This window comes from Aminobacter sp. SR38, from assembly GCF_014843375.1.
Classification (GTDB): domain Bacteria; phylum Pseudomonadota; class Alphaproteobacteria; order Rhizobiales; family Rhizobiaceae; genus Aminobacter; species Aminobacter ciceronei.
The window spans coordinates 2,531,412-2,554,223 of the sequence record NZ_CP062112.1 but is presented as its reverse complement, the minus strand read 5'-3'; the positions used below and the strand labels follow the sequence as shown (position 1 = coordinate 2,554,223).

The following is a 22,812-nucleotide window of genomic DNA, read 5'->3' as shown; positions in this document are numbered from 1 at the left end:
CGTTGTTGGCCGCAAAAAGGTTCACCGGAATGTTTCGGATGCAGGAAAGCTAGCGGAACTTCCGCGGCATGGCCAGTCCGGCGCGACACACTACCCCAGAGTATCCTTTACCGCCCCTTGCGCTCAGGTCATTTTGGTATACAGTATTCCAAAATGACCTGCAGACGACATCTCAAGGGGAACAGTGAATGACCGTTGCAATGAACCCGGACGAGTTCCGCACCGCGCTCGAAAACGCCATCAAGGGCAAGAGCGCCAACAAGTCTCCGTTCAGCGTCGGCTGGGCCAGCGGCAAGCTCAGCCGCGACCATCTCGCCCGTTGGGCGGAGAACCACTACCACTATGTCGGGCCGTTCGCGGACTACCTCGGCTACATCTACGCCCGCATGCCGGAGGGCTATGTCGAGGCCAAGGATTTCCTGCTCGCCAACATGTATGAGGAAGAGATCGGCGGCGACCGCCACACCGATCTGCTTGTCCGTTTCGGCGAAGCCTGCGGCACGTCGGGCGACAGGATGCGCGATCCCGACAACATGTCGCCGACCACCCGCGCCCTGCAGAGTTGGTGTTATGCGGTGGCGATGCGTGAGGATCCGATCGTCGCCGTTGCCGGACTGGTGGTCGGCCTCGAATCCCAGGTGCCGTCGATCTACCGCAAGCAGACGCCGACACTGCGCGACAAATATGGCTTTACCGACGAGGAGGTCGAGTTCTTCGACCTGCACATCGTCTCCGACGAGATCCATGGCGAGCGCGGCTACCAGATCGTGCTCGAGCATGCCCGCACGGTCGAGATGCAGCAGCGATGCCTCAAGATCTGCGAGGTCGGCGCGCAGATGCGGCTGCTCTACACCACCGCCCTCTACGACGACTATGTCGCGGCCGAACTGCCGCTCGACGAGCTGCTCGCCGCCTGATCCCGCCACAGTGGGGAGCGCGCGGGGCGGCAACGCCGCGTGCGTTCCCTCGGTGGCCCAAAATATCAACAATTGCCGGACGATACCGACGTGAAACAGGTCCTGAAACTCGAACTCGAAGAAGCCCGCGTGATGGTGGCCGCGGCGGTCGCCAAGGCGCTGGAACTCAACGTTCCCGAAACTGTCTGCATCGCTGATGACGGCGGCTACCCGATCGCGCTGGAGCGCATGAACGGCGCGCGCGTCACCGGCCCGCAGATCGCCTGGAACAAGGCCTTCACCGCTGCCGGCCACAAGCGCTCGACGCACCTGTTTACCACCCCGCCCAACGGCCCGGCACTGCCCGGCAACGAGGCCTTCGGCATCCAGCTCAGCTTCGAGGGCCGCTTCGCCGTCTTTGTTGGTGGCTTTCCAGTCGTCGTCGATGGCGAGGTCATCGGCGGCGTCGGCTTGAGCGGCGGCAATGGCGAGCAGGACATCGCCTGCGGCATAGCTGCACTCGCAGCACTTGCGGCGTTGCTCGAGCCCAAGGGGCACAAGGTCATGGTGCAGGCCGACATCAAGAAGTGACCGAAGCGGCAGCGCCGCATCCCAACCGTAGTGGAGACATGGATGGACCATGTTGTGCGCGTCCTCGAAACCGAGGACCAGTTTACCGTTGCCTCCGAGGAATCCGTGCTGATGGCGGCGATCCGCCAGGGCGTACAGCTGCTGCACGACTGCACCGAGGGTGGCTGCGGCACCTGCCGTATCAGGCTGATGGAAGGCTGCGTCCGCTATGAGGAATACCCGCTGGCGCTGTCCCCGGAGGACGAGGAAGAGGGCTTCGCCCTTGCCTGCCAGGCGCGGCCGGAGAGCGACCTGCTGATCTCGACCGAACGGCCGATGGAGCCGTGCTCCGCTCCAGAACGGTATACCGCGACCATCCAGTCTGTCCGCAATGTCGGCCGCGACGTCGTGCACCTGACGCTGGCACTTCCCGGCGCGGAACAGCTTGTCTACCGGCCAGGGCAATATCTCAATGTGCTGCTCGGCGACGGCAACAAGCGCAGCTTTTCGATGGCTTCGGTGCCCAACGGCAAGACCGTCGATCTGCACATCCGACGCGTACGTGACGGTCACTTCACCGCGGGCCAGTTGCCGCGGCTCGGCCCCGGCGACCGGCTTGACGTCGAGCTGCCGCATGGCCTGTTCTGCTGCCGCAAGGAGGATTTTCGCCCGTTGCTGATGGTGGCGACGGGCACGGGGCTGGCGCCGATCAAGAGCATACTGGAATCGCTGATGGACGATCCCGACTGCCCGCCTGTGTCGCTCTATTGGGGCATGCGTACCGAGGAGGACCTCTATCTGCATGACGAGATCCAGTCCTGGGCCGAGCGTCTGTGTGACTTCCAGTATGTGCCGGTGCTGTCGCGGCCCGGTCCGGGCTGGCAAGGGCGGCAAGGCTATGTCCAGGAGGTCGCCGCCGAGGACATCGGCGATTTTTCCGAGCACGCGATCTACATGTGCGGCTCGCCCAGGATGATTTCGAGCGCCAGGAAACTGTTCGTCGAGAACGGCGCCAATCCCGGCTTCATCTACGCCGACGCCTTCAATTTCCAGCACACGCTCGTGCCGGCCGAGTAGCGGCGAACGGCTGGTAGGGCGAGGGCAGCATGGAGATCGCAGTCGAAACGCCCGCCGGCAGCCTCGCCGGGCAACGGCATGACGGCGTCGACCGGTTCCTCGGCATTCCCTATGCGGCGGCGCCCGTCGGTGCTCTGCGGTTGCGGTCGCCAAGGCCAGTGCCTGGTTGGGCCGGCATACGGCGTGTCGACCACATCGGTCCGGCGGCACCGCAGCATCTCGCCGGCAGCCAGACCTGGCTCAACGAGCCGATCGCCTGCATGGACGAGGACTGCTTGACGCTGAATGTCTGGGCGCCTGCCGATGCCTACGATGCGCCGGTGCTGGTCTGGTTCCATGGCGGGGCGACGCGTAATGGCCATGGCGGCGCTGCCGCCTGTGACGGTTTTCGCCTCGCCCGCGAACACGGCATCGTCGTCGTCACCGTCAACTACCGTCTCGGCCCGCTGGGTGGTCTTGCCCATCCCGAACTCACCGACCCCGAAACCGGCACATGCGCCAACTGGGGCATGCAGGACAAGATCGCGAGCCTGCGCTGGCTGCGCGACAGCATCGCCGGCTTCGGCGGCGATCCGCGCAAGATGACGATAGCTGGCCAATCCTCTGGCGCCGCCAATGTCGTGCTGATCGCGCAGAACCCGGACTGTGAGGGGCTGTTTTGCGGTGTCATCGCCCAAAGCCCTCCGCTGTTCCAACCGCCAATGTTCGTCGGGCTCGACGATGCCGCCGAATACACCGAGGCGGTGGCTGCGGCACTGGGCACCTCGGTCGCCGGCCTGCGCGATCTCGACGGTTCCGACCTCGTCCGCCGCGAAGCTGCGCTGCTGCGCGATGTCGACTTCGCCAGACGGTTCCCCCGGCCGCGCACCGCGCCCACGCTCGATGGCAGGCTGGTGCATGCCTGGCCGCATGACGGGGTGCTCGCCGACGTGCCGCTGCTGATCGGTTTCACCCGCGACGAGGCCAGGTTCTGGTATGACCTCGCTCTGCCCGACGGCACCAGGCTTTCGGCACTGACGCCGCCCGAACCGGGTGCACCATTCGAAGCGGCGCTGGCGCGGCTGATTGCGCTGCATTACCCGTTCGAGCCCACGCCTTCGCCCGCGGCGACCTCCGCCGGTTACCGCGCGGCCATGCCGGGCGCCGGCTCCGCGGCGTTGTGGCTTGCCATCTACTCCGACCTCGTCTTCCGCGCGCCGATCTTGCTGTATGCAACGCGCCATGCGCGGCGCGGCTCGCCCGCTTTCCTCTACGATTTCGCCTGGCCGCTCGCCGTGACCGGCGGCACGCCGCACGCCGCCTGCGTGCCGTTCGTCTTCGGCACCCACCGCCATCCGCATCTTGCGCCCAAGATCGGCGTCGATGTCGATGCCACCGTCGCCGCCGCGATGGCTGCCTGGGCGACCTTCATTCGCCACGGCACGCCGGCAACGCCAACTCACGATTGGCCGGGTCTCAACCCCGGGTTGCCATTGGACGCCGCGGAGGCGATGAGCATCGGCCGCGACGGTATGCTGTTTGGGCCACTCCATGGCGCAAACCGGCTCGCGTCGTGGCCTGCAATGCAGCAGATGGGCGATGCAGATTGAATATTGTACTCCAAAGCCCGGACGCTATATCATCCGGCACAAGGCGTTGCTTCCGCAGGTTGATTCGACCCTTGCCACAGGAAGTGTAAGACCATGACCGTCGTACTCGGGGAAATCCACGCTCCGCTCACCAAGCTGATCACCGCCGCCTTGCGCGAGCGCATCGTCAGCGGCGAAATCGGCGTCGGCGAAAGATTGGTCGAGGGCCGCCTTTCCGAGGAGATGGGCGTGTCGCGCATGCCGGTACGCGAGGCGCTGCGCGAGCTCGCCGCCGAAGGCATCGTCACCATCGAGCCGCGACGCGGCGCTTCCGTCACCGTCTTCAGCGAGGAGCAGAAGCGCGAGCTGGTCGAGGTTCGCGCCACGCTCGAGGCGCTCAACGCCAAGCTCGCGGCCAAGCGCCACGATCCCGAACAGATCGCCGCCCTGCAGCGCATCCTCGACGACGGCGCCAAGCTCGCCGACACCGACGATCCGGTGCTGCTGTCGCGCCAGAACACCGAGTTCCACGAGGCGCTGGCAACCGTCGCCGCCAATTCCGTGCTGCAGGACATGGTGCGCTCGCTGCGCGACCGCACGGTCATGCTGTTTGCGCCGATCAGCAAGCGCCGCGGCCGCCAGAACTGGGAAGAACATGCCGGCATCCTGCGGGCGGTGATCGCCGGAGACAGCGAACTCGCCGCCCTGCTGGCCGCCCGCCACGTCTACAACGCCGCCGAGATGCCGCAGGAATAGCCTGGCGGTTTCTATCTCGCGCCGGAAATGGATCCGCGCACCACCAGGTCGACCGGCCAGATCTCGCCGCGTGCGCCGTCTTCCAACCCCGAAATGCGCGCCGCCAGCCTTTCGGCGACGCGGGCGCCCGCGGCGCGGATCGACGAGCGTGTCGTCGTCAGCGGCACCGAAAAATGCTCCGGCTTCAGCCAGTGGAACACGTCGTCGTGGCTGACCAGCGAGAGATCCCGTGGCATCGAGAGATTGAGGTCGCGCGCCGCGCGTACGATGCCAAGCGCCATCAGCAGGCTGGAGCAGACGATCGCCGTCGGCGCCTCCGGCCCCTCGAGCAACCGACGCGCGGCGCGGTAGCCGTTCTCCTCGGTCATGATCTCCGAACGGATGTTCTTCGGCTCCAGCACCAGCCCGCTTTCGGCCAGCGCTCGCCTCACGCCGCGCTCGCGGAAGATGGCGAAGGTCTGGGTGTCGTCGCCATTGATCAGCGCCACCCGCTTGTGACCGAGCTGGACGAGCAGCCGCGTCGCGTCATGAAAGGCGCCTTCATTGTCGATGTCGATGAACGGATAGTCGAAATCGAGGCCTTCGCTGCGGCCATGCACGATGAAGGGGATGCCGAGCTGGTGGGCAAGCGCCACGCGCTTGTCGGCATTGTAGGGCGCCGAGATATAGAGCGCGTCGACCTGCTTGTTGGCGACGATGCGCCGGTAAGTGGTTTCTTCGTCCTGGGCATCCGCCGGGCTCAGCACAAGATCGAGTTCGTGGCCGCGGGCATAGTCGCCGAGGCCGGAGAGAAATTCGACGAAATGCGGATCGATGTCGACCGAGGCTCCCGTGGGCATGACATAGCCGATCATCCCGGCCTTGCCGGTCGCCAGCCGGCGCGCACTCGGGTTCGGCCGGTAGCCGTGGCGCTTGGCGGCATCGGTAACCCGCCGACGCGTCTCCTCGCTGACCTCGGGATAGCCGTTCAGCGCACGACTCACCGTCGTCTGCGAGAGTTCGAGCATCAGCGACAATTGCTTGAGGTTCACCTCGGCTCCGATTCTCAAAGCGCTTTCAATCGGGCTTCTGCCTGATGTCGGGCGAAGCAGCTGCGTGTTGCCGGCAAGAATAGCTGCCGAATTGCTTGCTTTGAAGCGAAATCTACTCGTGCGGCACCCAAAAAGCATGCTGCAGCGCACACTGCTATCAAATTTAAATCGATTAGTTGAGCGAGCCTCTTGACTCCAGACAATTCCGGTGGCGTGATGCGGCAATCCAAAGCGCTTTGAAATGCCGTTGCGTGAAGCAGTTGCAGCTCATGCAAGTCTGGGGCACAGTTCGGGGCGGTGCAGGCGGGCGGAATGGAGGTTCCGTCCGGAGTTTTCGATCCACTGGGAGGAAGACCATGAGGAAGACCCTGTTGCTGGGCGTGGCTTTTGCCGCCGTCGCCCTGAGCGCGCCCGCGTCGGCGGAGCTGAAGTTCAAACCGGGCGAGGACGCCCGCTTCACCTGGGCAAATTTCGACGAACTCAAGAAGGTCGACCTGAAGGGCGAGACGCTCTCGATCTTCGGGCCATGGCGCGGTGAAGACGAGGCGCTGGCCCGTTCGGTGCTCGACTATTTCAGCGAGGCCACCGGCGCGACGATCAACTACTCGTCGTCCGAGAACTACGAACAGCAGATCGTCATCGACACCCAGGCCGGCAGCCCGCCCAACATCGCCATCCTGCCGCAGCCGGGCCTGATCCAGGATCTGGCCTCCAAGGGCCTGCTGACGCCGCTCGACGAGGGCACTGCCAATTTCGTCAAGGAGAACTACGGCGCCGGCCAGTCCTGGGTCGATCTTGGCACCTACAAGGACAAGGACGGCAAGCCCGGCTTTTACGGCTTCCCGTTCAAGGCCGACCTGAAGTCGCTGGTCTGGTATGTGCCGGAGAACTTTGAGGAAGCCGGCTACGAGGTTCCCAAGACCTGGGAAGAGATGCAGGCGCTGACCGACAAGATCGTCGCCGATGGCGGCGTGCCGTGGTGCATCGGTCTGGGTTCGGGTGGCGCCACCGGCTGGCCGGCCACCGACTGGGTCGAAGACATCATGCTGCGCACCCAGGCGCCCGACGTCTATGACAAGTGGACCAGGAACGAGATTCCGTTCAACGATCCGGCCGTCGTCAACGCGCTCGACATCTTCGCCAAGATCGCCACCAACGACAAATATGTCGATGGCGGCAAGGCGGCGGTCGCCGCGACCGACTTCCGCGACAGCCCGAAGGGCCTCTTTGCCGTGCCGCCGAAGTGCTACTTGCACCGCCAGGCGTCGTTCATCTCGTCTTTCTTCCCGGAAGGCACCAAGCTCGGCGAGGATGCCGACTTCTTCTACCTGCCGCCCGTCGCCGCCAAGCCCGAGGTCGGCAATCCCGTACTCGGCGGCGGCACGCTGTTCACCATCGCCAAGGACTCCAAGGCCGCGCGTGCCTTCATCGACTTCCTGAAGATGCCGCTCGCCCACGAGATCTGGATGGCGCAGTCGGGCTTCCTGACCCCGCTCAAGACGGCGAACAAGGAAGCCTATGGCAACGAAGCGCTGAAGAAGCAGGGCGACATCCTGGTCAACGCCTCGACCTTCCGCTTCGACGGTTCCGACCTGATGCCGGGCAAGATCGGCGCAGGCGCCTTCTGGACCGGCATGATCGACCTCGTCGGCGGCAAGCCCGCAGCCGATGTCGCAGCTGACATCCAGAAGAGCTGGGACGCGATCAAGTAAGCGTTCAAGCTAGTCCCCTCGCCTTGCCGCTTCGCGGACGCCTTCCCCTCGTCGGGGGAGGCACCGGCGGCCTCGTCCGGTCCCCCCTCCCGCCGGGAGAGGTGCCCCGGCGTGTCGCGGAGTGCGGGTGAGGGGACTTCCTTTCAAGTCTGCGCGAACAAGTCCGTTGAAAAAGGGCCCGTTGAAAAGGGTCGGTTGAAAGGGAATGCTTCCCATGACGGCACAGATACTTTCGGCCATTTTCACCATCATCGTCGGCGTCGGCGGTTGCGTCGTCTATTACTGGGGCGCCAACAAGATCCTCGACGCGGTCTTTCCCTCGCGCGGCGTTTCAGGCGCTGCCGCCGTCGACAATCTGCGTCGCCAGGGCCTGATCCGGCCATGGCTGTTCGTCGGCCCGGCAATGCTGATCGTCACCGTCTACCTTGTCTATCCGGTGATCGAGACGCTCAGGCTGTCCTTCATGGACCGTGGCGGCGAGAACTTCGTCGGCCTCGCCAACTACAGCTGGGCCTTCGGCGACCGCGAGTTCCGCAATTCGATCTTCAACAACCTGTTGTGGCTCGCCGTCGTACCGGCTGCCTGCACCTTCTTCGGCCTGATCATCGCCGTGCTCACCGACAAGATCTGGTGGGGCAACATCGCCAAAAGCCTGGTCTTTCTGCCGCTCGCCATCTCGTTTGTCGGCGCCAGCGTCATCTGGAAGTTCGTCTACGAGTACCGGGCCGAGGGCCAGACCCAGATCGGCATCCTCAACGCTGCCGTGCAGTATCTCGGCGGCAACCCGCAGGTGTGGATCTCGACGCCGTTCTGGAACAACTTCTTTCTGATGGTGATCCTGATCTGGATCCAGACCGGCTTTGCCATGGTCATCCTGTCGTCCGCGCTGCGCGGCATTCCGGAGGAGACCATCGAGGCCGCCGTCATCGACGGCGCCAACCCGTTCCAGATTTTCTGGAAGATCATGGTGCCGCAGATCTGGGGCACGATCGCGGTCGTCTGGACCACCATCACCATCCTGGTGCTCAAGGTCTTCGACATCGTGCTGACCATGACCAACGGCCAGTGGAACAGCCAGGTGCTGGCCAATCTGATGTTCGACTGGATGTTCCGCGGTGGCGGCGACTTCGGCCGCGGTGCGGCGATAGCCGTCATCATCATGCTCGCCGTCGTGCCGATCATGATCTGGAACATCCGCCAGGCCAATCGTGAAGGTGGGGGAGGACACTGACATGGCCAGTTCAAGGGGAAAATCCTTCATCGGCCGCTTCGGCGTCCACATCGCGGTGCTGGTCTTCGTTGCCATCTGGACCATCCCGACGCTCGGCATCCTGGTCAGCTCGCTGCGCGACAAGGATCAGCTCATCGTCTCGGGCTGGTGGACGGCGTTGTCGACTTCGTCTCAGACCGAGGCCGGGCGCACCGACGCCGCCGACAAGCAGGTCGAGAAGGACGGCAAGTTCCTGATCATGGGCAATCTGTTCGGCGCCGGCGACGTACGCACCGTGACCGCCTTCGGCACCAAGGCGCAGCAGCCGACGCAATTCGAAGCCGGCACTGCCGCCGACCTCGGCGAGGGCGTGACGCTTCAGGTCAATGACGACGGCTCCTACGTGATGTCGTCGCCCAAGGCCTTCGAGATCACCCGTGGCCAGCGTGTCTATTTCTCGGCCTCGGCGCCGCCGCGCTTCACCACCGACAACTACCGCACAGTGCTGTTTTCGGAAGGCATCGGACGCTCCTTCATCAATTCGCTGACGGTCACCATTCCGGCGACAATCATTCCGATCCTGATCGCCGCCTATGCTGCCTATGCGCTTGCCTGGATGCGTTTTCCCGGCCGCGCGCTGCTGATCGCCGTCATCATCGGCCTGCTCGTCGTGCCGCTGCAGATGTCCCTCATTCCGCTGCTCAAGCTCTACAATGGCGTCGGCCTGTTCTTCGGCGTGCCTGCCAAGACCTATCTCGGCATATGGCTGGCGCATACAGGCTTCGGCTTGCCCTTCGCGATCTATCTCCTGCGCAGCTACATTGCCGGCCTGCCGCGCGAGATCATGGAATCGGCGCGCATCGACGGCGCCAGCGACTTCGAGATCTTCGTCAAGATCGTGCTGCCGCTGTCCTTTCCGGTGCTCGCCTCCTTCGCCATCTTCCAGTTCCTGTGGGTCTGGAACGATCTGCTGGTGGCGATGGTCTTCCTTGGCTCGGGCTCCGACCAGCTGGTGCTGACCGGCAAGCTCAATGCCCTGCTCGGTTCGCGCGGCGGCGACTGGGAAATCCTCACCACCTCGGCCTTCGTCACCATCATCGTGCCGTTGATCGTGTTCTTCTCGCTTCAACGTTATTTCGTCCGCGGCCTGCTCGCGGGCTCAGTCAAGGGAGGCTAGCTCAGATGCAAGCCGCAATGCGCAAGTTCGAAAACCCTGAAACCGCTGTCGATCGCGACTGGTGGCGCGGGGCGGTGATCTACCAGATCTACCCCCGCAGCTATCAGGATTCGAACGGCGACGGCATCGGCGACCTCAGGGGCATCATCGACCGGCTGCCGCACATCGCCTCCCTGGGTGCGGATGCCGTCTGGATCTCGCCCTTCTTCAAGTCGCCGATGAAGGATTTCGGCTACGACATTTCGGACTATCTCGACATCGACCCGATGTTCGGCACGCTCGCCGACTTCGACGCTATGATCGCAGAAGCCCACCGCCTCGGCCTCAAGGTGATGATCGACGGGGTCATCTCGCACACCTCCGATCTGCACGCCTGGTTCAAGGAAAGTCGCGCCAGCCGCGACAATGCCAAGGCCGACTGGTACGTGTGGGCCGACGCCAAGCCCGATGGCAGCCCGCCCAACAACTGGCTGTCGATCTTCGGCGGCTCTGCATGGCAGTGGGACACCAGGCGCATGCAGTATTACCTGCACAACTTCCTCGCCGAGCAGCCCGACCTCAACTTCCACAACCGCGACGTCCAGGACGCGCTGCTCGACGTTACCCGCTTCTGGCTCGACCGTGGCGTCGACGGTTTTCGTCTCGACACCATCAATTTCTACTTCCACTCGGCAGGCCTCGAGGACAATCCGGCGCTGCCGCCGGAACAGCGCAACGACCAGACGGCACCCGCGGTAAACCCCTACAATTTCCAGGACCACATCTACGACAAGAGCCGGCCGGAGAATCTTGAATTCCTCGCCCGCTTCCGCGCCGTGCTCGACGAGTATCCGGCGGCCGCAGCCGTTGGCGAAGTCGGCGATTCCCAGCGCGGTCTCGAGGTCGTGGCGTCCTACACCGCCGGCGGCGACAAGGTGCAGATGTGCTACGCCTTCGACTTCCTGGCGCCGGAAAAGATCTCGGCCGCCAAGGTGCGCACGGTGCTCGAAGATTTCGGCAAGGCGGCCAGCGACGGTTGGTCGTGCTGGGCCTTCTCCAACCACGACGTCGTCCGCCACGCCTCGCGCTGGGGCATGGGCGAGGCCGACCGCACCGCCTATCTCAAGGTGATCTCGGCGCTTCTGATGTCGCTGCGTGGTTCGGTCTGCATCTATCAGGGCGAGGAGCTTGGCCTGACTGAGGCGAGCCTCACCTTCGAGGATCTGCAGGACCCTTACGGCATCCGCTTCTGGCCCGAGTTCAAGGGCCGCGACGGCTGCCGCACGCCAATGGTGTGGAATAAGGACGCCGTCAATGGCGGCTTCTCCCGGGCGAAGCCCTGGCTGCCGGTGCCCGCGGATCATCTGGCGAAGGCTGTCGACACCCAGGAGGGTGATGCGGCCTCGCTGCTTGAGCACTACCGGCGCTTCCTGGCCTTCCGCCGTTCACATCCGGCGCTCGCCAAGGGCGAGATCGCCTTCCTCAAGGCAGAAGACGACGTCGTCGCCTTCACCCGTCGCGAAGGCAACGAGGAGGTCGTCTGCGTCTTCAATCTTGGCAGCGCGCCGGCTAACATCGACCTCGGAGGTCGTGGTCTGCAGCCCTTGCCGGGGCATGGGCTCGATGGAAATGCCAACGCCGGCGCAGTCCGGCTCGGTGGTTACGGCGCCTGGTTCGGGCGCTTCGTCTGACCGCAAATTAGGTACTGGGAGGAAACCATGGCCGATCTAACGCTCAGGGACGTCAAGAAGTCATACGGCAATCTCAACATTCTTCATGGCATCGACCTCGACATCAAGTCGGGCGAGTTCATCGTTTTCGTCGGCCCTTCGGGCTGCGGGAAGTCGACGCTGTTGCGTTCGATCGCAGGCCTGGAGGAGATCACCGGCGGTGAACTGCACATCGCCGGCGAGAAGGTCAACGACGTGCCGCCGTCCAAGCGCGGTATCGCCATGGTGTTCCAGTCCTACGCGCTCTATCCGCACATGACCGTCTACGACAACATGGCGTTCGGCATGAAGATCGCTGGCGAGAGCAAGGCCGAGATCGACAAGCGGGTGCGCGCCGCGGCCGAAATCCTGCAGCTGACCAAATATCTCGACCGCCTGCCCAAGGCGATGTCCGGCGGCCAGCGTCAGCGTGTCGCCATCGGCCGCGCCATCGTGCGCAACCCTAAGGTCTTCCTCTTCGACGAGCCGCTTTCCAACCTGGATGCCGCCTTGCGCGTCGCCACCCGCATCGAGATTGCCAAGCTCAAGGAATCGATGCCCAACACAACGATGATCTACGTCACCCACGACCAGGTCGAGGCGATGACGCTGGCCGACCGGATCGTCGTGCTCAAGGATGGCCGCATCGAGCAGGTCGGTTCGCCGATGGAGCTCTACAAGCATCCCGGCAATCTGTTCGTCGCCCAGTTCATCGGCTCGCCGGCGATGAACATCGTTGCCGGTACCATCGAAAGGACAGGCGAGACGAGCGTCGTCAGCCATGTCGGTGGCCACAAGAGCTCTGTTCCGGTGGCGACGCCCTCTGAGGCCCAGGGCAAGCCAGTCAGCTTCGGCGTGCGACCCGAGGATCTCTATGTTGCGACCGGTGACGACTACCTGTTCGAGGGGCTCGTCGACTATGTCGAGCAGCTCGGCGAGGTCCAACTGGTCTATGTCGACATCGGTCGCGCGGACCAGCCGCTGGTGGCCAAGCTGCCCGGCAATGTCGAGGTCAAGCGCGGTGCCAAGATTCGGCTCGCCGCCAGTCCCGACGAACTGCATATCTTCGACAGTGAGGGTCATTCCTTTGCCCGCCGCCGGCTGACGGCTGCAGCTGCGTAAACGCCTTGCCGTCCCCTTTGCAGGGAGGGTGACCCAAAAAGGCCGGGTGTGGGTGAGCGTGGGAACTCATACGCCCAACCCGCTCGGCTCTGTTGCTCGGCCCTCCCCACAAGGGGAAGGTATGCTGTTCACTCTACCGCCACCTGTTTCTGCCTGATCGCCGTCCGCCGCTTGGAGACAAAGAACGCCGCGACGAATGTCAGGCTCATCAGCAGAACGATGGTTGGCGCCGGCGCGCTGTCGATGAAGAAGCTGAGATAGACGCCCGACAACGAGCAAGACACCGCCACCAGCACTGACACCATAAGCATGCGCTCGAAGCGGTCGGTGAGCAGGTAGGCGATTGCGCCGGGGGCGATCAGCATGGCAATGGCGATGATGATGCCGACGGCCTTCAGCGCGCCGACGATGGTCAAAGACAGTATCGTCAGCAGCCCATAATGCAGCAGCCTGACCGGCAGGCCGATGGCCTGCGCGTGCTGTGGGTCGAAGGCATGCAGCAACAGGTCGCGGCGGAAGAAGCCGATGGCACCTGTTGCCACCAGCGCGATGGCTGCCGTCTGGCCGACATCGCTCCAGCTCACGCCGAGCATGTCGCCGAACAGGATATGGTCGAGATGCACGTCGGTCTGGATCTTCGTGTAGAGCACGATGCCGAGGCCAAACATGCCGGAGAAGACGATGCCCATGACGGTGTCTTCCTTGATCCGGCTGTTCTGCTTGAGATAGCCGGTCGCCAGCGCGCAGGTCATGCCGGCGGCAAAGGCGCCGACCGCCAGCGGCAGGCCGGCGATGTAGGCCAGCACGACGCCGGGCAACACCGCATGGCTGATGGCGTCACCCATCAGCGACCAGCCCTTGAGCACCAGGAAGCAAGACAACAGTGCCATTGGCACCGCAACCAAAAGCGAGATGGCGAAAGCCTGCTGCATGAACGGGAAGGCGAAGGGCAGGGCGAGGGTTTCGATCATGCCTCAGCCTCCAGTTCCAGCCGCGCCCGTCGCCGCGCCGCAAGCAATCCGTGCTTGGGTGCGAAGACGAAGGCGACCAGGAAGATCAGCGTCTGCGCCACCACGATGATGCCGCCGGTCGCGCCGTCCAGAAAGTAGCTGGCATAGGCGCCGACAAGGCTGGTCACGCTGCCGATCGCCACGCTGATGACGATCAACCGGGGGAAGCGGTCGGTGAGCAGATAGGCCGTCGCCCCCGGCGTCACCACCATGGCGATGACCAGGAAGGCGCCCACCGTCTGCAAAGCCGCCACCGTCGAGGCCGACAGCAGCATGAAAAACAGCACCTTGAGCAAATCAGGGTTCAGCCCGATCGAGCGCGCGTGGTTCTCATCGAAGAAGGCGACCATCAGGTCTTTCCATTTGGCGAGCAGGATCGCCAGCGAAATGCCGCCGATCAGGACAAGCTGCAACGTGTCGGAAGGCGTCACCGCCAGGATGTTGCCGAGCACGATGGTCTGGATGTTCACCGAGGCCGGCGACAGCGAGATCATGAACAGGCCAAGCCCGAAGAAGGAGGTGAAGATCAGCCCGATGATGGCGTCCTCCTTCAGCTTGGTGCGCTGGTTGAGAAACAGCATGGCCCCCGCCGCCAGCCCGCCCGACAGGAACGCGCCGAGCGCGAAGGGCAGGCCGAGCATGTAGGCGCCGGCGACGCCTGGGACAATCGAATGCGAAAGCGCGTCGCCGATCAGCGACCAGCCCTTGAGCATCAGATAGGCCGAGAGGAAAGCGCAGACGCCGCCGACGAGTGCAGACACCCACATGGCGTTGAGCATGTAGCCGTAGCCGAACGGCTCGATCAGCGTGGAGATCATTTCCGGCGCCCACCCGATTTGTCGGCGCCGTCATTGCCGTTTCCGTCGCCATAGATGACGAAGGGTCGCTCGTCGTCGGTCAGCACCGTCACCTGTCGCGTATCGGCATCGTCATGCAGTTCGGAGCCGCCGAGGATGAACTGGCGCAGCACGCCGCCGAAGGCCTTTTCGAGGTTGGCCTTGGTGAAGGTTTCAGAAGTCGGCCCGGCCGCCAGAACGGTCCGGTTGATCAGGACGGCGCGGTCGCAGAAGCGTGGCACAGAACCCAGATTGTGGGTCGACACCAGCATCACCCGACCTTCGTCGCGCAGGCCCTGCAAAAGCGCGATGATCGCCTCTTCGGTGCGCACGTCGACGCCGGTGAAGGGTTCGTCGAGCAGGATGAGTTCGCCCTCCTGCGCCAGCGCGCGGGCCAGGAATACACGCTTCTTCTGCCCGCCCGACAGTTCGCCGATCTGGCGCTTGCGGAAGTCGGCCATGCCAACGCGTTCGAGCGCTGCGTCCACCGCCTCGCGGTCGATGCCGCGCGTCATGCGGAGGAAATTCATGTGGCCATAGCGGCCCATCATGACGACATCCTCGACAAGGACTGGAAAATTCCAGTCGACGTCCTCGCTCTGCGGCACATAGGCGACGAGGTTTTTCCTCAGCGCTTCGCGTGCCGGCTGGCCTAAAATCTCGACGCTGCCTGACGCCAGCGGCACGAAGCCCATGATCGATTTGAACAGGGTCGACTTGCCCGAGCCGTTGACGCCGACGAGCGCGGTGATGGTGCCGCGCGGAATGGCGAATGAGGCGTTGCGCAAGGCGGTGTGGCCGTTGCGGTAGGTCACCGAGATATTGGAGACGTTGAGCCCGTCGCCCGGGGCGGCCTCCGCCTGGGGCCGCCCTTTCATGGGTGCAGTCATTGGGTCAGTCCCTTGACGATGGTCTGAGTGGTGACGCTCAACAGGTCGAGATAGGTCGGCACCGGGCCGCTCTCATCGCTCAGCGAGTCGACATAGAGCACGCCGCCATATTTTGCCCCGGTCTCCCGTGCGACCTGCTCGGCAGGCTTCGACGACACGGTGCTTTCGCTGAACACGGCCGGAATGCCGTTGGCCTTGACGAGGTCGATCACCTTGCGCACCTGCTGGGGAGTGCCTTGCTGGTCGGCATTGATCGGCCAAAGATAGACCTCCTTCAGCCCGAAGTCGCGCGCCAGGTAGGAGAAGGCGCCTTCACTGGTGGCGAGCCAGCGGCGCGCGGCAGGGATGGTCTCGATGGCCTTGTGAATCGGCGCCACCGTCGCCTTGATCTTCTCGGCATAGGCGGCGGCGTTCCTGGCGTAGACCTCGGCGTTTTCAGGGTCTTTCTCGGCGAAGGCCTTGCGAATGTTCTCGACATAGATCAGCGCCGCCTCTGGAGACATCCAGGCATGCGGGTTGGGCTTGCCCGTATAGGGACCCTCGGCGATGCCCATCGGCACAACGCCATCGGAGACGACGGCCTGGCTGACGCCGTCGAGGTTTTCGAAGAACTTCTGGAACCACAGTTCGAGGTTCAGGCCGTTCCACAAAACGAGGTCGGCCTTCTGGGCGCGCAGGATGTCGCCCGGCGTCGGCTGGTAGTTGTGAATCTCGGCATTGGGCTTGGTGATCGATTCCACCTCGGCTGCGTCGCCGGCGACGTTGCGGGCGATGTCGGCGATCACGGTAAAGGTGGTCACCACCTTCATCTTGCCGCCCGCCGCGCTGTCCTGAGAGCAGGCCGAAAGCCCGAGCGCCGCCGCAAGCAGAGCGATGGCGGCGAAGGTGGTGCGAAGTGCTGTCATGGTAATCCCGTTTCAGAATGCCGCACCGAAGGGGCGGCAGCTACGGTGCCTTACCTAATGGCAGTTGGTGCGCCTGTCAATGCAATTGCAAATCGTTTGCAAGTAGAGATGTGGCTATCGCTTGCTGTCCCTTCCGAAGTGGCCTTGTTGCGCGGGCGACGGCAATCAGAATGGTCGATGCGTGGATAGCTTGTTGACGCCTTTAGCTTCTTTTTAGCTCCCACAGATCGGCTATGCCGCGATCCGTCCGATCGCCAGCGTCGCCAACATCTCGGGGCCTTTTGATGCAACGTGGCAGAATGAGCGCCCCTGGCGACGAGACTAATCTCCCTCCTTGTGGGGGAGATGGCCGGCAGGCCAGAGGGGGGTGCGAAGGATCACGGCGGGGAGGGTTGGCTTCGTATAGCACGGGCCGTCTTCCACTTGCTCCCACGCGGGGACACGCATCGCCCCACTTCACCTGGGGATGAACGGCGACATAATCTTTTGCAACTGAGTGTCATCTGGCACATAGTCGCGCCATGACGAAGACGCCTGTGAAACATGCCCCCAAGAGGCCGGACTACGAGAAAGCGCTGCGCAAGGCGGGCATCCGCATCACGCGGCCGCGCAAGATCATCCTTGGCATTCTGGGTGAAACTGAGGACCATCCCGACGCGCTGGAGATCTTCCGCCGCGCCGAACAGGTCGACAAGAGCATCTCGCTTTCGACAGTCTACCGCACCATGAAGTTGCTCGAGGAGATGGGGGCCATTCACCGCCATGCCTTCGAGGGCGGGCCATCGCGCTTCGAGCAGGCTGGCGGCGATCACCACGATCATCTCATCGACATGGACACCGGCGACGTCATCGAATTCCGCTCCGATCGCATCGAGCAGCTGCAGCAGGAAATCGCCCGCCAGCTCGGCTACGACATCGTCCATCACCGGCTCGAGCTCTACGGCCGCCGCCGCAAGGACTGATGACGCAAGGTCAGGCCACGATGAGTTGATCGACCGGCGACAAGGCGCGTCGGGCGGCGAGTTGACCTCGGCAAAAGCGCGGTCAATCATGCCGCGTCTTCGACGACAGCAATCAGCAGACAGGACCAGCGACCATGGAAAAAGCCGAAATCGGACTGATCGGATTGGGCACGATGGGCTCGAACCTGGCGCTGAACATCGCCGAAAAAGGCCATCGTATCGCCGTCTTCAATCGCACACCGGCCCGGACGCAGGCGTTTGTCGAATCCGCAGGCGCCTTGCGCGACATGGTCGTGCCCTGCGGCTCGATCGAGGAACTGGCCGCCGCCATCCGCCCGCCGCGACCCATCATCATCATGGTGCTGGCCGGCGATCCGGTCGACCAGCAGATCGCAGCCCTGCGCCCGGTTCTCGCCGCCAACGACATCATCATCGATGCCGGCAACGCCAATTTCCGCGACACGATGCGCCGCTTCAAGGAGCTCGACGGCTCGGGCCTGACCTTCATCGGCACGGGTGTCTCGGGCGGTGAAGAGGGCGCGCGCCACGGCCCCTCGATCATGGTCGGCGGCACGCCCGAATCCTATGCCCGCGTCGAGGGCGTGCTGACCGCGATTTCGGCCAAGTACAAGGGCGAGCCCTGCGCCGCCTGGCTCGGGCCGAACGGCGCAGGGCATTTCGTCAAGACCATCCACAACGGCATCGAATATGCCGACATGCAGATGATCGCTGAGATCTACGGCATCCTGCGCGACGGGCTGTCGATGACGCCGAAGCAGATCGCGCCGGTATTTGCCGGCTGGAACAAGGGCCGCCTCGAATCCTACCTGATCGAAATCACCGCATCGGTGCTCGAAGCCGACGATCCCAAGACCGGAAAGCCGGTGGTCGATATCATCCTCGACCGCGCCGGTCAGAAGGGCACCGGCAAGTGGTCGGTCATCGAGGCACAGCAGCTTGGCATCCCGGCGACAGCCATCGAAGCGGCGGTCGCGGCACGCGTGCTGTCGTCGATGAAGGATGAACGGCTGGCGGCGGAAAAGGCCTACGGCGCCAACACGCTGAAATTCGCCGGCAACAAGGACGAGGTACTCGGCGATCTCGAGCTTGCACTGTTTGCCGGCAAGATTGCCGCCTATGCGCAAGGCTTCGCCGTGATGGCCGGCGCGTCGAAGGAATTCGGCTGGAACCTGCCGATGCCGACCATCGCCAAGATCTGGCGCGCCGGTTGCATCATCCGTTCGCAGTTCCTCGACACCATCGCCGAAGCTTTCGGCAAGGCCGATCCGTCGACCAATCTCTTGATGGTGCCGGCCTTTGTCGAGATCATGGGCAAGGCGCATCCGTCGCTGCGCCGCATCGTCGCCCGCGCCGCCGAGGCCGGGCTGCCGGTGCCGGCGCTGTCGTCGGCACTGGCCTATTTCGACGGCTATCGCCAGGGTCGCGGCTCGACCGATCTCACCCAGGCGCAACGCGATTTCTTCGGCGCTCACGGCTTCGAGCGCATCGACGAGCCGGGCGCGCACCACGGGCCGTGGGGCAGCGGCAGTTAGCGTCCTCAGGGAAGTGTCGGGCAGCGCTGCCCCTCATCCGCCTGCTGACAGCGTCTCCCGGTGAATGGGGAGACGGGAAGCTGCCGCGACGCGGCCCCCCCTCGCCACGTATACGGGGAGAGGGCTGCTCAGGTGGTGTCGTCTTTTCCTGATCCGGGTGTCTCGTAAGCCTCGACCGCCTTGGGCTTGCTGAGGCTCTGCAGGGCACCGATGTCGCGCCCGGCGATGCGGCCGAGCACGGCGCGGGCGAGTTCGGCGCCCGCCAGGCGCACGTCTTCATTGACGACATAGAGCTGCGGTCTGAGCAGGTGCAGCAGTTTTGACGATTGCTTGGAAACGATGTCGACGTCCTGGCCGATCCGGAAGCCGGCCTCCTCGATGCCGGCGACCAGCGCGAAGGTGCCGGCCCCCGCGCCGCTGACGAAGGCATCTGGACGGTTGGGTCGGCGCATCAGCTCGACGGTCTGCTTTCGAATGTCCTCGATGGAATGGTCGACGGTGGCCATCGGGAACGGCACTTCGCTCAATCCGTGTTCCATCAGGGCGTCAGCGAAGCCGTCGCGCATGTGGTGGTAGTAGCTGAGGTTCGAGGGCGGGGCGAGCAGCGCCAGGCGCTTGCGCCCGAGCGCTGCGAGCTTCTTCACCGCCTCGACCGAATAGGCATGGTTGTCGAAATCGTGGAACGCATGGTCGATGCCCATATGGGTGCGGCCATGGGTGGCAAAAGGCATGCCGCGCTCGGTCATGTAACGCACACGTTTGTCGTCGGGTTCGGTGCGCGAGATGATGACGCCGTCGGCCGACGCCGTCTCGACGACATAACGCACCGGCTCCAGCGGATCGTTGTTGCGCGAATAGGGTGTCACCACCAGGTGATAGGGAGTCTGCGCCAGCGCCTCGGAGATGCCGTAGATGAGGTCCGAGACGAAGCCGCCGACCTGCTCCTCGGTGTCGAGCACCAGGCTGATGACATTGGTCTTGCCGGTGCGCAGGCGCACGCCGGCGCGGTTTGGCCGGTAACCGATCTGGCGGGCGACGAGCTGCACGCGCTGCCTGGTCGCCGCGCCGATTTCGGGGGCGTCCTTGAGCGCGCGCGACACGGTGGTGACGCCGAGGCCGGTCATGAAGGCGATGGTCTTCAGCGTCGGCGGATTGGCCTCGCCGCCAGCGGCCTGGTCGGCATTTTCATCCGGCGGTGTCTTGTCGTTCATGGCCATTGCCCCACCGTGATCCCTGCTTGGCGCATATCGCATTTGCATGATGGACCTGACAAGCGCTTTCCTGCAAGAACTGTAACGTTTCAGAATGTGCTAATTCACGGTGTTTTTGGAGAGTCTCCACGGTCGCCGGCTGAGGCGTGACTGTGCGCTGCAAAATGGCTGTCGACTATTGATTCATCTGAATGTTTTGCTTGGAAATGCTGCGTTGCGGTGCGATTTGCCAGCGCAAACATGGCTGCTGCTTCTCCTGGCTTTAGTTCGGCTCGCGAAGAAAATATCGCACACCCATTGCAGCGACCAAAAACTTCGCCTAACGTCCTTACCTGTAACGTTTCAGATTCAGGGAGGAGTACGATGCGTTATAGGCTGACGACAGCTGCATTCGCAGCAAGCGTCGTGTTTGGGGCTGCAGGTTCAGCCTCCGCGACCGATCTCGAAGTGACGCACTGGTGGACCTCCGGCGGCGAGGCGGCGGCAGTTGCCGAACTCGCCAAGGCCTTCGATTCCACCGGCAACAAATGGGTCGACGGCGCCATCGCCGGTTCCGGTGACATCGCTCGCCCGATCATGATCGGGCGCATCACCGGCGGCGATCCGATGGGCGCAACCCAGTTCAATCATGGCCGCCAGGCGGAAGAGCTCGTCCAGGCTGGATTGATGCGCGATTTCACCGAACTGGCAGACAAGGAGGGCTGGACAAAGTTCATCCACCCCAAGAGCCTGCTCGACGGCTGCACGCTGGACGGCAAGATCTACTGCGTGCCGGTCAACATCCATTCGCAGCAGTGGCTGTGGCTGTCCAACAAGGCGTTTGCCGACGCTGGCGTGGCCGTGCCCAAGAACTGGGACGAGTTCGTCGCAGCGGCGCCGGCGCTGGAAAAGGCGGGCATCGTGCCGCTCGCCATCGGCCAGCAGCCCTGGCAGACCACGCTCGCCTTCCAGGTCATCCTCGTCGCACTTGCCGGTCCGGAAACGTTCCAGAAAGTGTTTGGCGACAAGGACGCGACTTTGGCTGCCGGCGCCGAAATGGCCAAGGTCTTCGCCGCCGCCGACCAGGCGCGCCAGATGTCGGCCAGGTCAAACGTCCAGGAGTGGAACCAGGCGACAAGCATGGTCATCAACGGCAAGGCCGGCGGACAGATCATGGGCGACTGGGCTCAGGGCGAGTTCCAGGTCGCCGGCCAGGTTGCCGGCAAGGATTACACCTGCCTGCCCGGCCTCGGCGTCAACGAGATCATCTCGACCGGCGGCGATGCCTTCTACTTCCCCAAGCAGACCGATCCTGAAAAGGCCAAGGCACAGGAGGCGCTTGCCTCGGTGATGCTGTCGCCTACGACCCAGGTTGCCTTCAATCTCAAGAAGGGCTCGCTGCCGGTGCGTGGCGACGTCGACCTGAACGCCGCCAATGACTGCATGAAGAAGGGGCTCGAGATCCTCGCCAAGGGCAACATCATCCCGGCGCCCGACCAGTTGATGTCGGCCGATGGCGTGACCCAGATCAATGATCTGTTCGTCGAGTTCTTCGCCAACAAGGAGCTTTCGGCACAAGACGCGCAGAAACGCTTTGCCGAAATCATCGCCGCTGCGGACTAGGGCAAGGACATCCGGGCTTCCCGACCCGGTCCTTGCCTGAGATGCTGCAGTCCTGTCAGCGGCGTTCTGCCGGCCCCGACATATCGGGACCGGCAGATTGGCTGACGATCCGGATGGGTGCCGACCGATGACCCCGACGCATCAGGGCCGACCATTCAGCTTGTTTCGCAACCTGAATGCCAAGATCGCCTCGATCCCGATGATCCTGACCGCGCTGGTCATTTTCGTCGGCGGCACGGCGTGGACGGTGTTTTATTCCTTTACCAACTCCAAGCTTCTGCCCCGCGCCAGCTTCGTCGGCTTCGACCAGTACGAGCGACTGTGGGCGACGCCGCGCTGGCTGGTGGCGGTCGAGAACCTCGCTATCTACGGCGTTTGCACGCTGGTCTTTTCACTGGTCATCGGCTTTGTGCTGGCGGCCCTGATGGACCAGAAGATCCGTTTCGAGAATACCTTCCGCACCATCTTTCTCTACCCTTTCGCGCTGTCCTTCATCGTCACCGGCCTGGCGTGGCAGTGGATCCTCAATCCAAATTTCGGCATCCAGCAGGTGGTTCGCAATCTCGGCTGGGAAAGCTTCACCTTCGACCCGCTCTACAATGCCGACATCGTCATCTACGGCATCCTGATCGCCGGGCTGTGGCAGGGCACGGGGCTGATCATGTGTCTGATGCTGGCAGGCCTGCGCGGCATCGACGGCGACATCTGGAAGGCGGCGCGCGTCGACGGCATCCCGACCTGGAAGACCTATGTCTTCATCGTCATCCCGATGATGCGGCCGGTGCTTGTGACCACGTTGGTGATCATCGCCAGCGGCATCGTCAAGGTCTACGACCTCGTTGTCGCCCAGACCAGCGGCGGCCCCGGCATCGCTTCCGAAGTGCCGGCCAAATACGTCTACAACTACATGTTCCTGGCGCAGAATCTGGGGCAGGGCTTCGCCGCCTCGACAATGATGCTGCTGTCGGTGGTCATCGTCATCGTCCCTTGGGCCTATCTCGAATTCGGCAGGAGGCGCGGCCATGGCTGAGCAGCT

The 22,812-nt window shown here is 63.7% G+C and carries 20 protein-coding genes; 14 read left to right on the top strand and 6 right to left on the bottom strand.

Annotated elements, in window-relative coordinates; all coding sequences use genetic code 11:
• The first annotated feature begins 188 nt into the window (after positions 1 to 188).
• From IG197_RS12570 to IG197_RS12550, 5 genes are all read left to right on the top strand, one after another.
• The gene (locus IG197_RS12570) at positions 189 to 917 is read left to right on the top strand and encodes a TenA family transcriptional regulator (protein ID WP_192319196.1); all 729 of its coding nucleotides are present in this window, start codon (positions 189 to 191) and stop codon (positions 915 to 917) included.
• Positions 918 to 1,007: 90 nt separating this feature from the next.
• A complete protein-coding gene (locus IG197_RS12565; RefSeq protein ID WP_192319193.1) occupies positions 1,008 to 1,487 on the top strand; it encodes a heme-binding protein in 480 nt (159 codons plus the stop codon).
• A 42-nt stretch (positions 1,488 to 1,529) separates the two neighbouring features.
• Entirely contained in the window at positions 1,530 to 2,543 is a 1,014-nt protein-coding gene (locus tag IG197_RS12560) for a 2Fe-2S iron-sulfur cluster-binding protein (protein WP_192319190.1), read from the top strand.
• 29 nt (positions 2,544 to 2,572) lie between these two features.
• Positions 2,573 to 4,132, top strand: a complete 1,560-nt coding sequence (locus tag IG197_RS12555) for a carboxylesterase/lipase family protein (protein ID WP_192319188.1) — start codon at positions 2,573 to 2,575, stop codon at positions 4,130 to 4,132.
• Positions 4,133 to 4,225: 93 nt separating this feature from the next.
• Positions 4,226 to 4,867 carry a GntR family transcriptional regulator gene (locus tag IG197_RS12550; RefSeq protein ID WP_067954987.1) on the top strand — a complete coding sequence of 214 codons (642 nt, stop codon included), beginning with the start codon at positions 4,226 to 4,228 and terminating at the stop codon, positions 4,865 to 4,867.
• 11 nt (positions 4,868 to 4,878) lie between these two features.
• Here the strand turns inward: IG197_RS12550 and IG197_RS12545 are convergent, their stop codons facing one another.
• Positions 4,879 to 5,898: a LacI family DNA-binding transcriptional regulator gene (locus tag IG197_RS12545; RefSeq protein WP_192319185.1), complete on the bottom strand. Its 1,020-nt coding sequence runs from the start codon at positions 5,896 to 5,898 to the stop codon at positions 4,879 to 4,881.
• A gap of 356 nt (positions 5,899 to 6,254) precedes the next feature.
• Between IG197_RS12545 and IG197_RS12540 the strand changes: the two genes are divergently transcribed.
• The 5 genes from IG197_RS12540 to IG197_RS12520 all read left to right on the top strand — a co-directional run bounded on the left by IG197_RS12540 (position 6,255) and on the right by IG197_RS12520 (position 12,807).
• Positions 6,255 to 7,610, top strand: a complete 1,356-nt coding sequence (locus tag IG197_RS12540; protein ID WP_192319182.1) for an ABC transporter substrate-binding protein — start codon at positions 6,255 to 6,257, stop codon at positions 7,608 to 7,610.
• 214 nt (positions 7,611 to 7,824) lie between these two features.
• Positions 7,825 to 8,841 (top strand): carbohydrate ABC transporter permease, encoded by a 1,017-nt coding sequence (locus tag IG197_RS12535; protein WP_067965784.1) that lies wholly within the window; start codon positions 7,825 to 7,827, stop codon positions 8,839 to 8,841.
• 1 nt (position 8,842) lies between these two features.
• On the top strand, positions 8,843 to 9,997 hold the full coding sequence (locus IG197_RS12530; RefSeq protein WP_192319180.1) for a carbohydrate ABC transporter permease: 1,155 nt from the start codon (positions 8,843 to 8,845) through the stop codon (positions 9,995 to 9,997).
• A gap of 17 nt (positions 9,998 to 10,014) precedes the next feature.
• The gene (locus tag IG197_RS12525) at positions 10,015 to 11,667 is read left to right on the top strand and encodes an alpha-glucosidase (protein ID WP_371746536.1); all 1,653 of its coding nucleotides are present in this window, start codon (positions 10,015 to 10,017) and stop codon (positions 11,665 to 11,667) included.
• Between the two features lie 27 nt (positions 11,668 to 11,694).
• Entirely contained in the window at positions 11,695 to 12,807 is a 1,113-nt protein-coding gene (locus IG197_RS12520) for an ABC transporter ATP-binding protein (RefSeq protein ID WP_192319177.1), read from the top strand.
• A 128-nt stretch (positions 12,808 to 12,935) separates the two neighbouring features.
• On the opposite strand, the gene IG197_RS12515 is transcribed toward IG197_RS12520, so the two are convergent.
• From IG197_RS12515 to IG197_RS12500, 4 genes are read right to left on the bottom strand one after another with little or no spacing between them, the layout of a single operon-like run.
• A complete protein-coding gene (locus IG197_RS12515; protein ID WP_067954978.1) occupies positions 12,936 to 13,778 on the bottom strand; it encodes a metal ABC transporter permease in 843 nt (280 codons plus the stop codon).
• Positions 13,775 to 14,635 carry a metal ABC transporter permease gene (locus IG197_RS12510; RefSeq protein ID WP_192319174.1) on the bottom strand — a complete coding sequence of 287 codons (861 nt, stop codon included), beginning with the start codon at positions 14,633 to 14,635 and terminating at the stop codon, positions 13,775 to 13,777. Before IG197_RS12510 ends, IG197_RS12515 begins: the two co-directional genes overlap by 4 nt.
• On the bottom strand, positions 14,632 to 15,543 hold the full coding sequence (locus IG197_RS12505; protein WP_371746535.1) for a manganese/iron ABC transporter ATP-binding protein: 912 nt from the start codon (positions 15,541 to 15,543) through the stop codon (positions 14,632 to 14,634). Before IG197_RS12505 ends, IG197_RS12510 begins: the two co-directional genes overlap by 4 nt.
• The gene (locus IG197_RS12500) at positions 15,540 to 16,352 is read right to left on the bottom strand and encodes a metal ABC transporter substrate-binding protein (RefSeq protein WP_246765388.1); all 813 of its coding nucleotides are present in this window, start codon (positions 16,350 to 16,352) and stop codon (positions 15,540 to 15,542) included. Before IG197_RS12500 ends, IG197_RS12505 begins: the two co-directional genes overlap by 4 nt.
• A 617-nt stretch (positions 16,353 to 16,969) precedes the next feature.
• Here IG197_RS12500 and IG197_RS12495 point away from each other — a divergent pair.
• Together IG197_RS12495 and gndA are read left to right on the top strand one after the other, a co-directional pair.
• Positions 16,970 to 17,410 (top strand): Fur family transcriptional regulator, encoded by a 441-nt coding sequence (locus IG197_RS12495; protein ID WP_192319169.1) that lies wholly within the window; start codon positions 16,970 to 16,972, stop codon positions 17,408 to 17,410.
• Positions 17,411 to 17,544: 134 nt separating this feature from the next.
• Entirely contained in the window at positions 17,545 to 18,963 is a 1,419-nt protein-coding gene (gndA, locus tag IG197_RS12490; RefSeq protein WP_192319166.1) for an NADP-dependent phosphogluconate dehydrogenase, read from the top strand.
• A gap of 128 nt (positions 18,964 to 19,091) precedes the next feature.
• Here gndA and IG197_RS12485 read toward each other — a convergent pair whose 3' ends face one another.
• Positions 19,092 to 20,180, bottom strand: coding sequence for a LacI family transcriptional regulator (locus tag IG197_RS12485; RefSeq protein ID WP_192319163.1), 1,089 nt, complete (start codon positions 20,178 to 20,180; stop codon positions 19,092 to 19,094).
• Positions 20,181 to 20,537: 357 nt separating this feature from the next.
• Between IG197_RS12485 and IG197_RS12480 the strand changes: the two genes are divergently transcribed.
• Both IG197_RS12480 and IG197_RS12475 read left to right on the top strand, forming a co-directional pair.
• Positions 20,538 to 21,776, top strand: a complete 1,239-nt coding sequence (locus IG197_RS12480) for an ABC transporter substrate-binding protein (RefSeq protein WP_192319160.1) — start codon at positions 20,538 to 20,540, stop codon at positions 21,774 to 21,776.
• 127 nt (positions 21,777 to 21,903) lie between these two features.
• The gene (locus tag IG197_RS12475; RefSeq protein ID WP_192319157.1) at positions 21,904 to 22,806 is read left to right on the top strand and encodes a carbohydrate ABC transporter permease; all 903 of its coding nucleotides are present in this window, start codon (positions 21,904 to 21,906) and stop codon (positions 22,804 to 22,806) included.
• Positions 22,807 to 22,812: the final 6 nt, after the last annotated feature.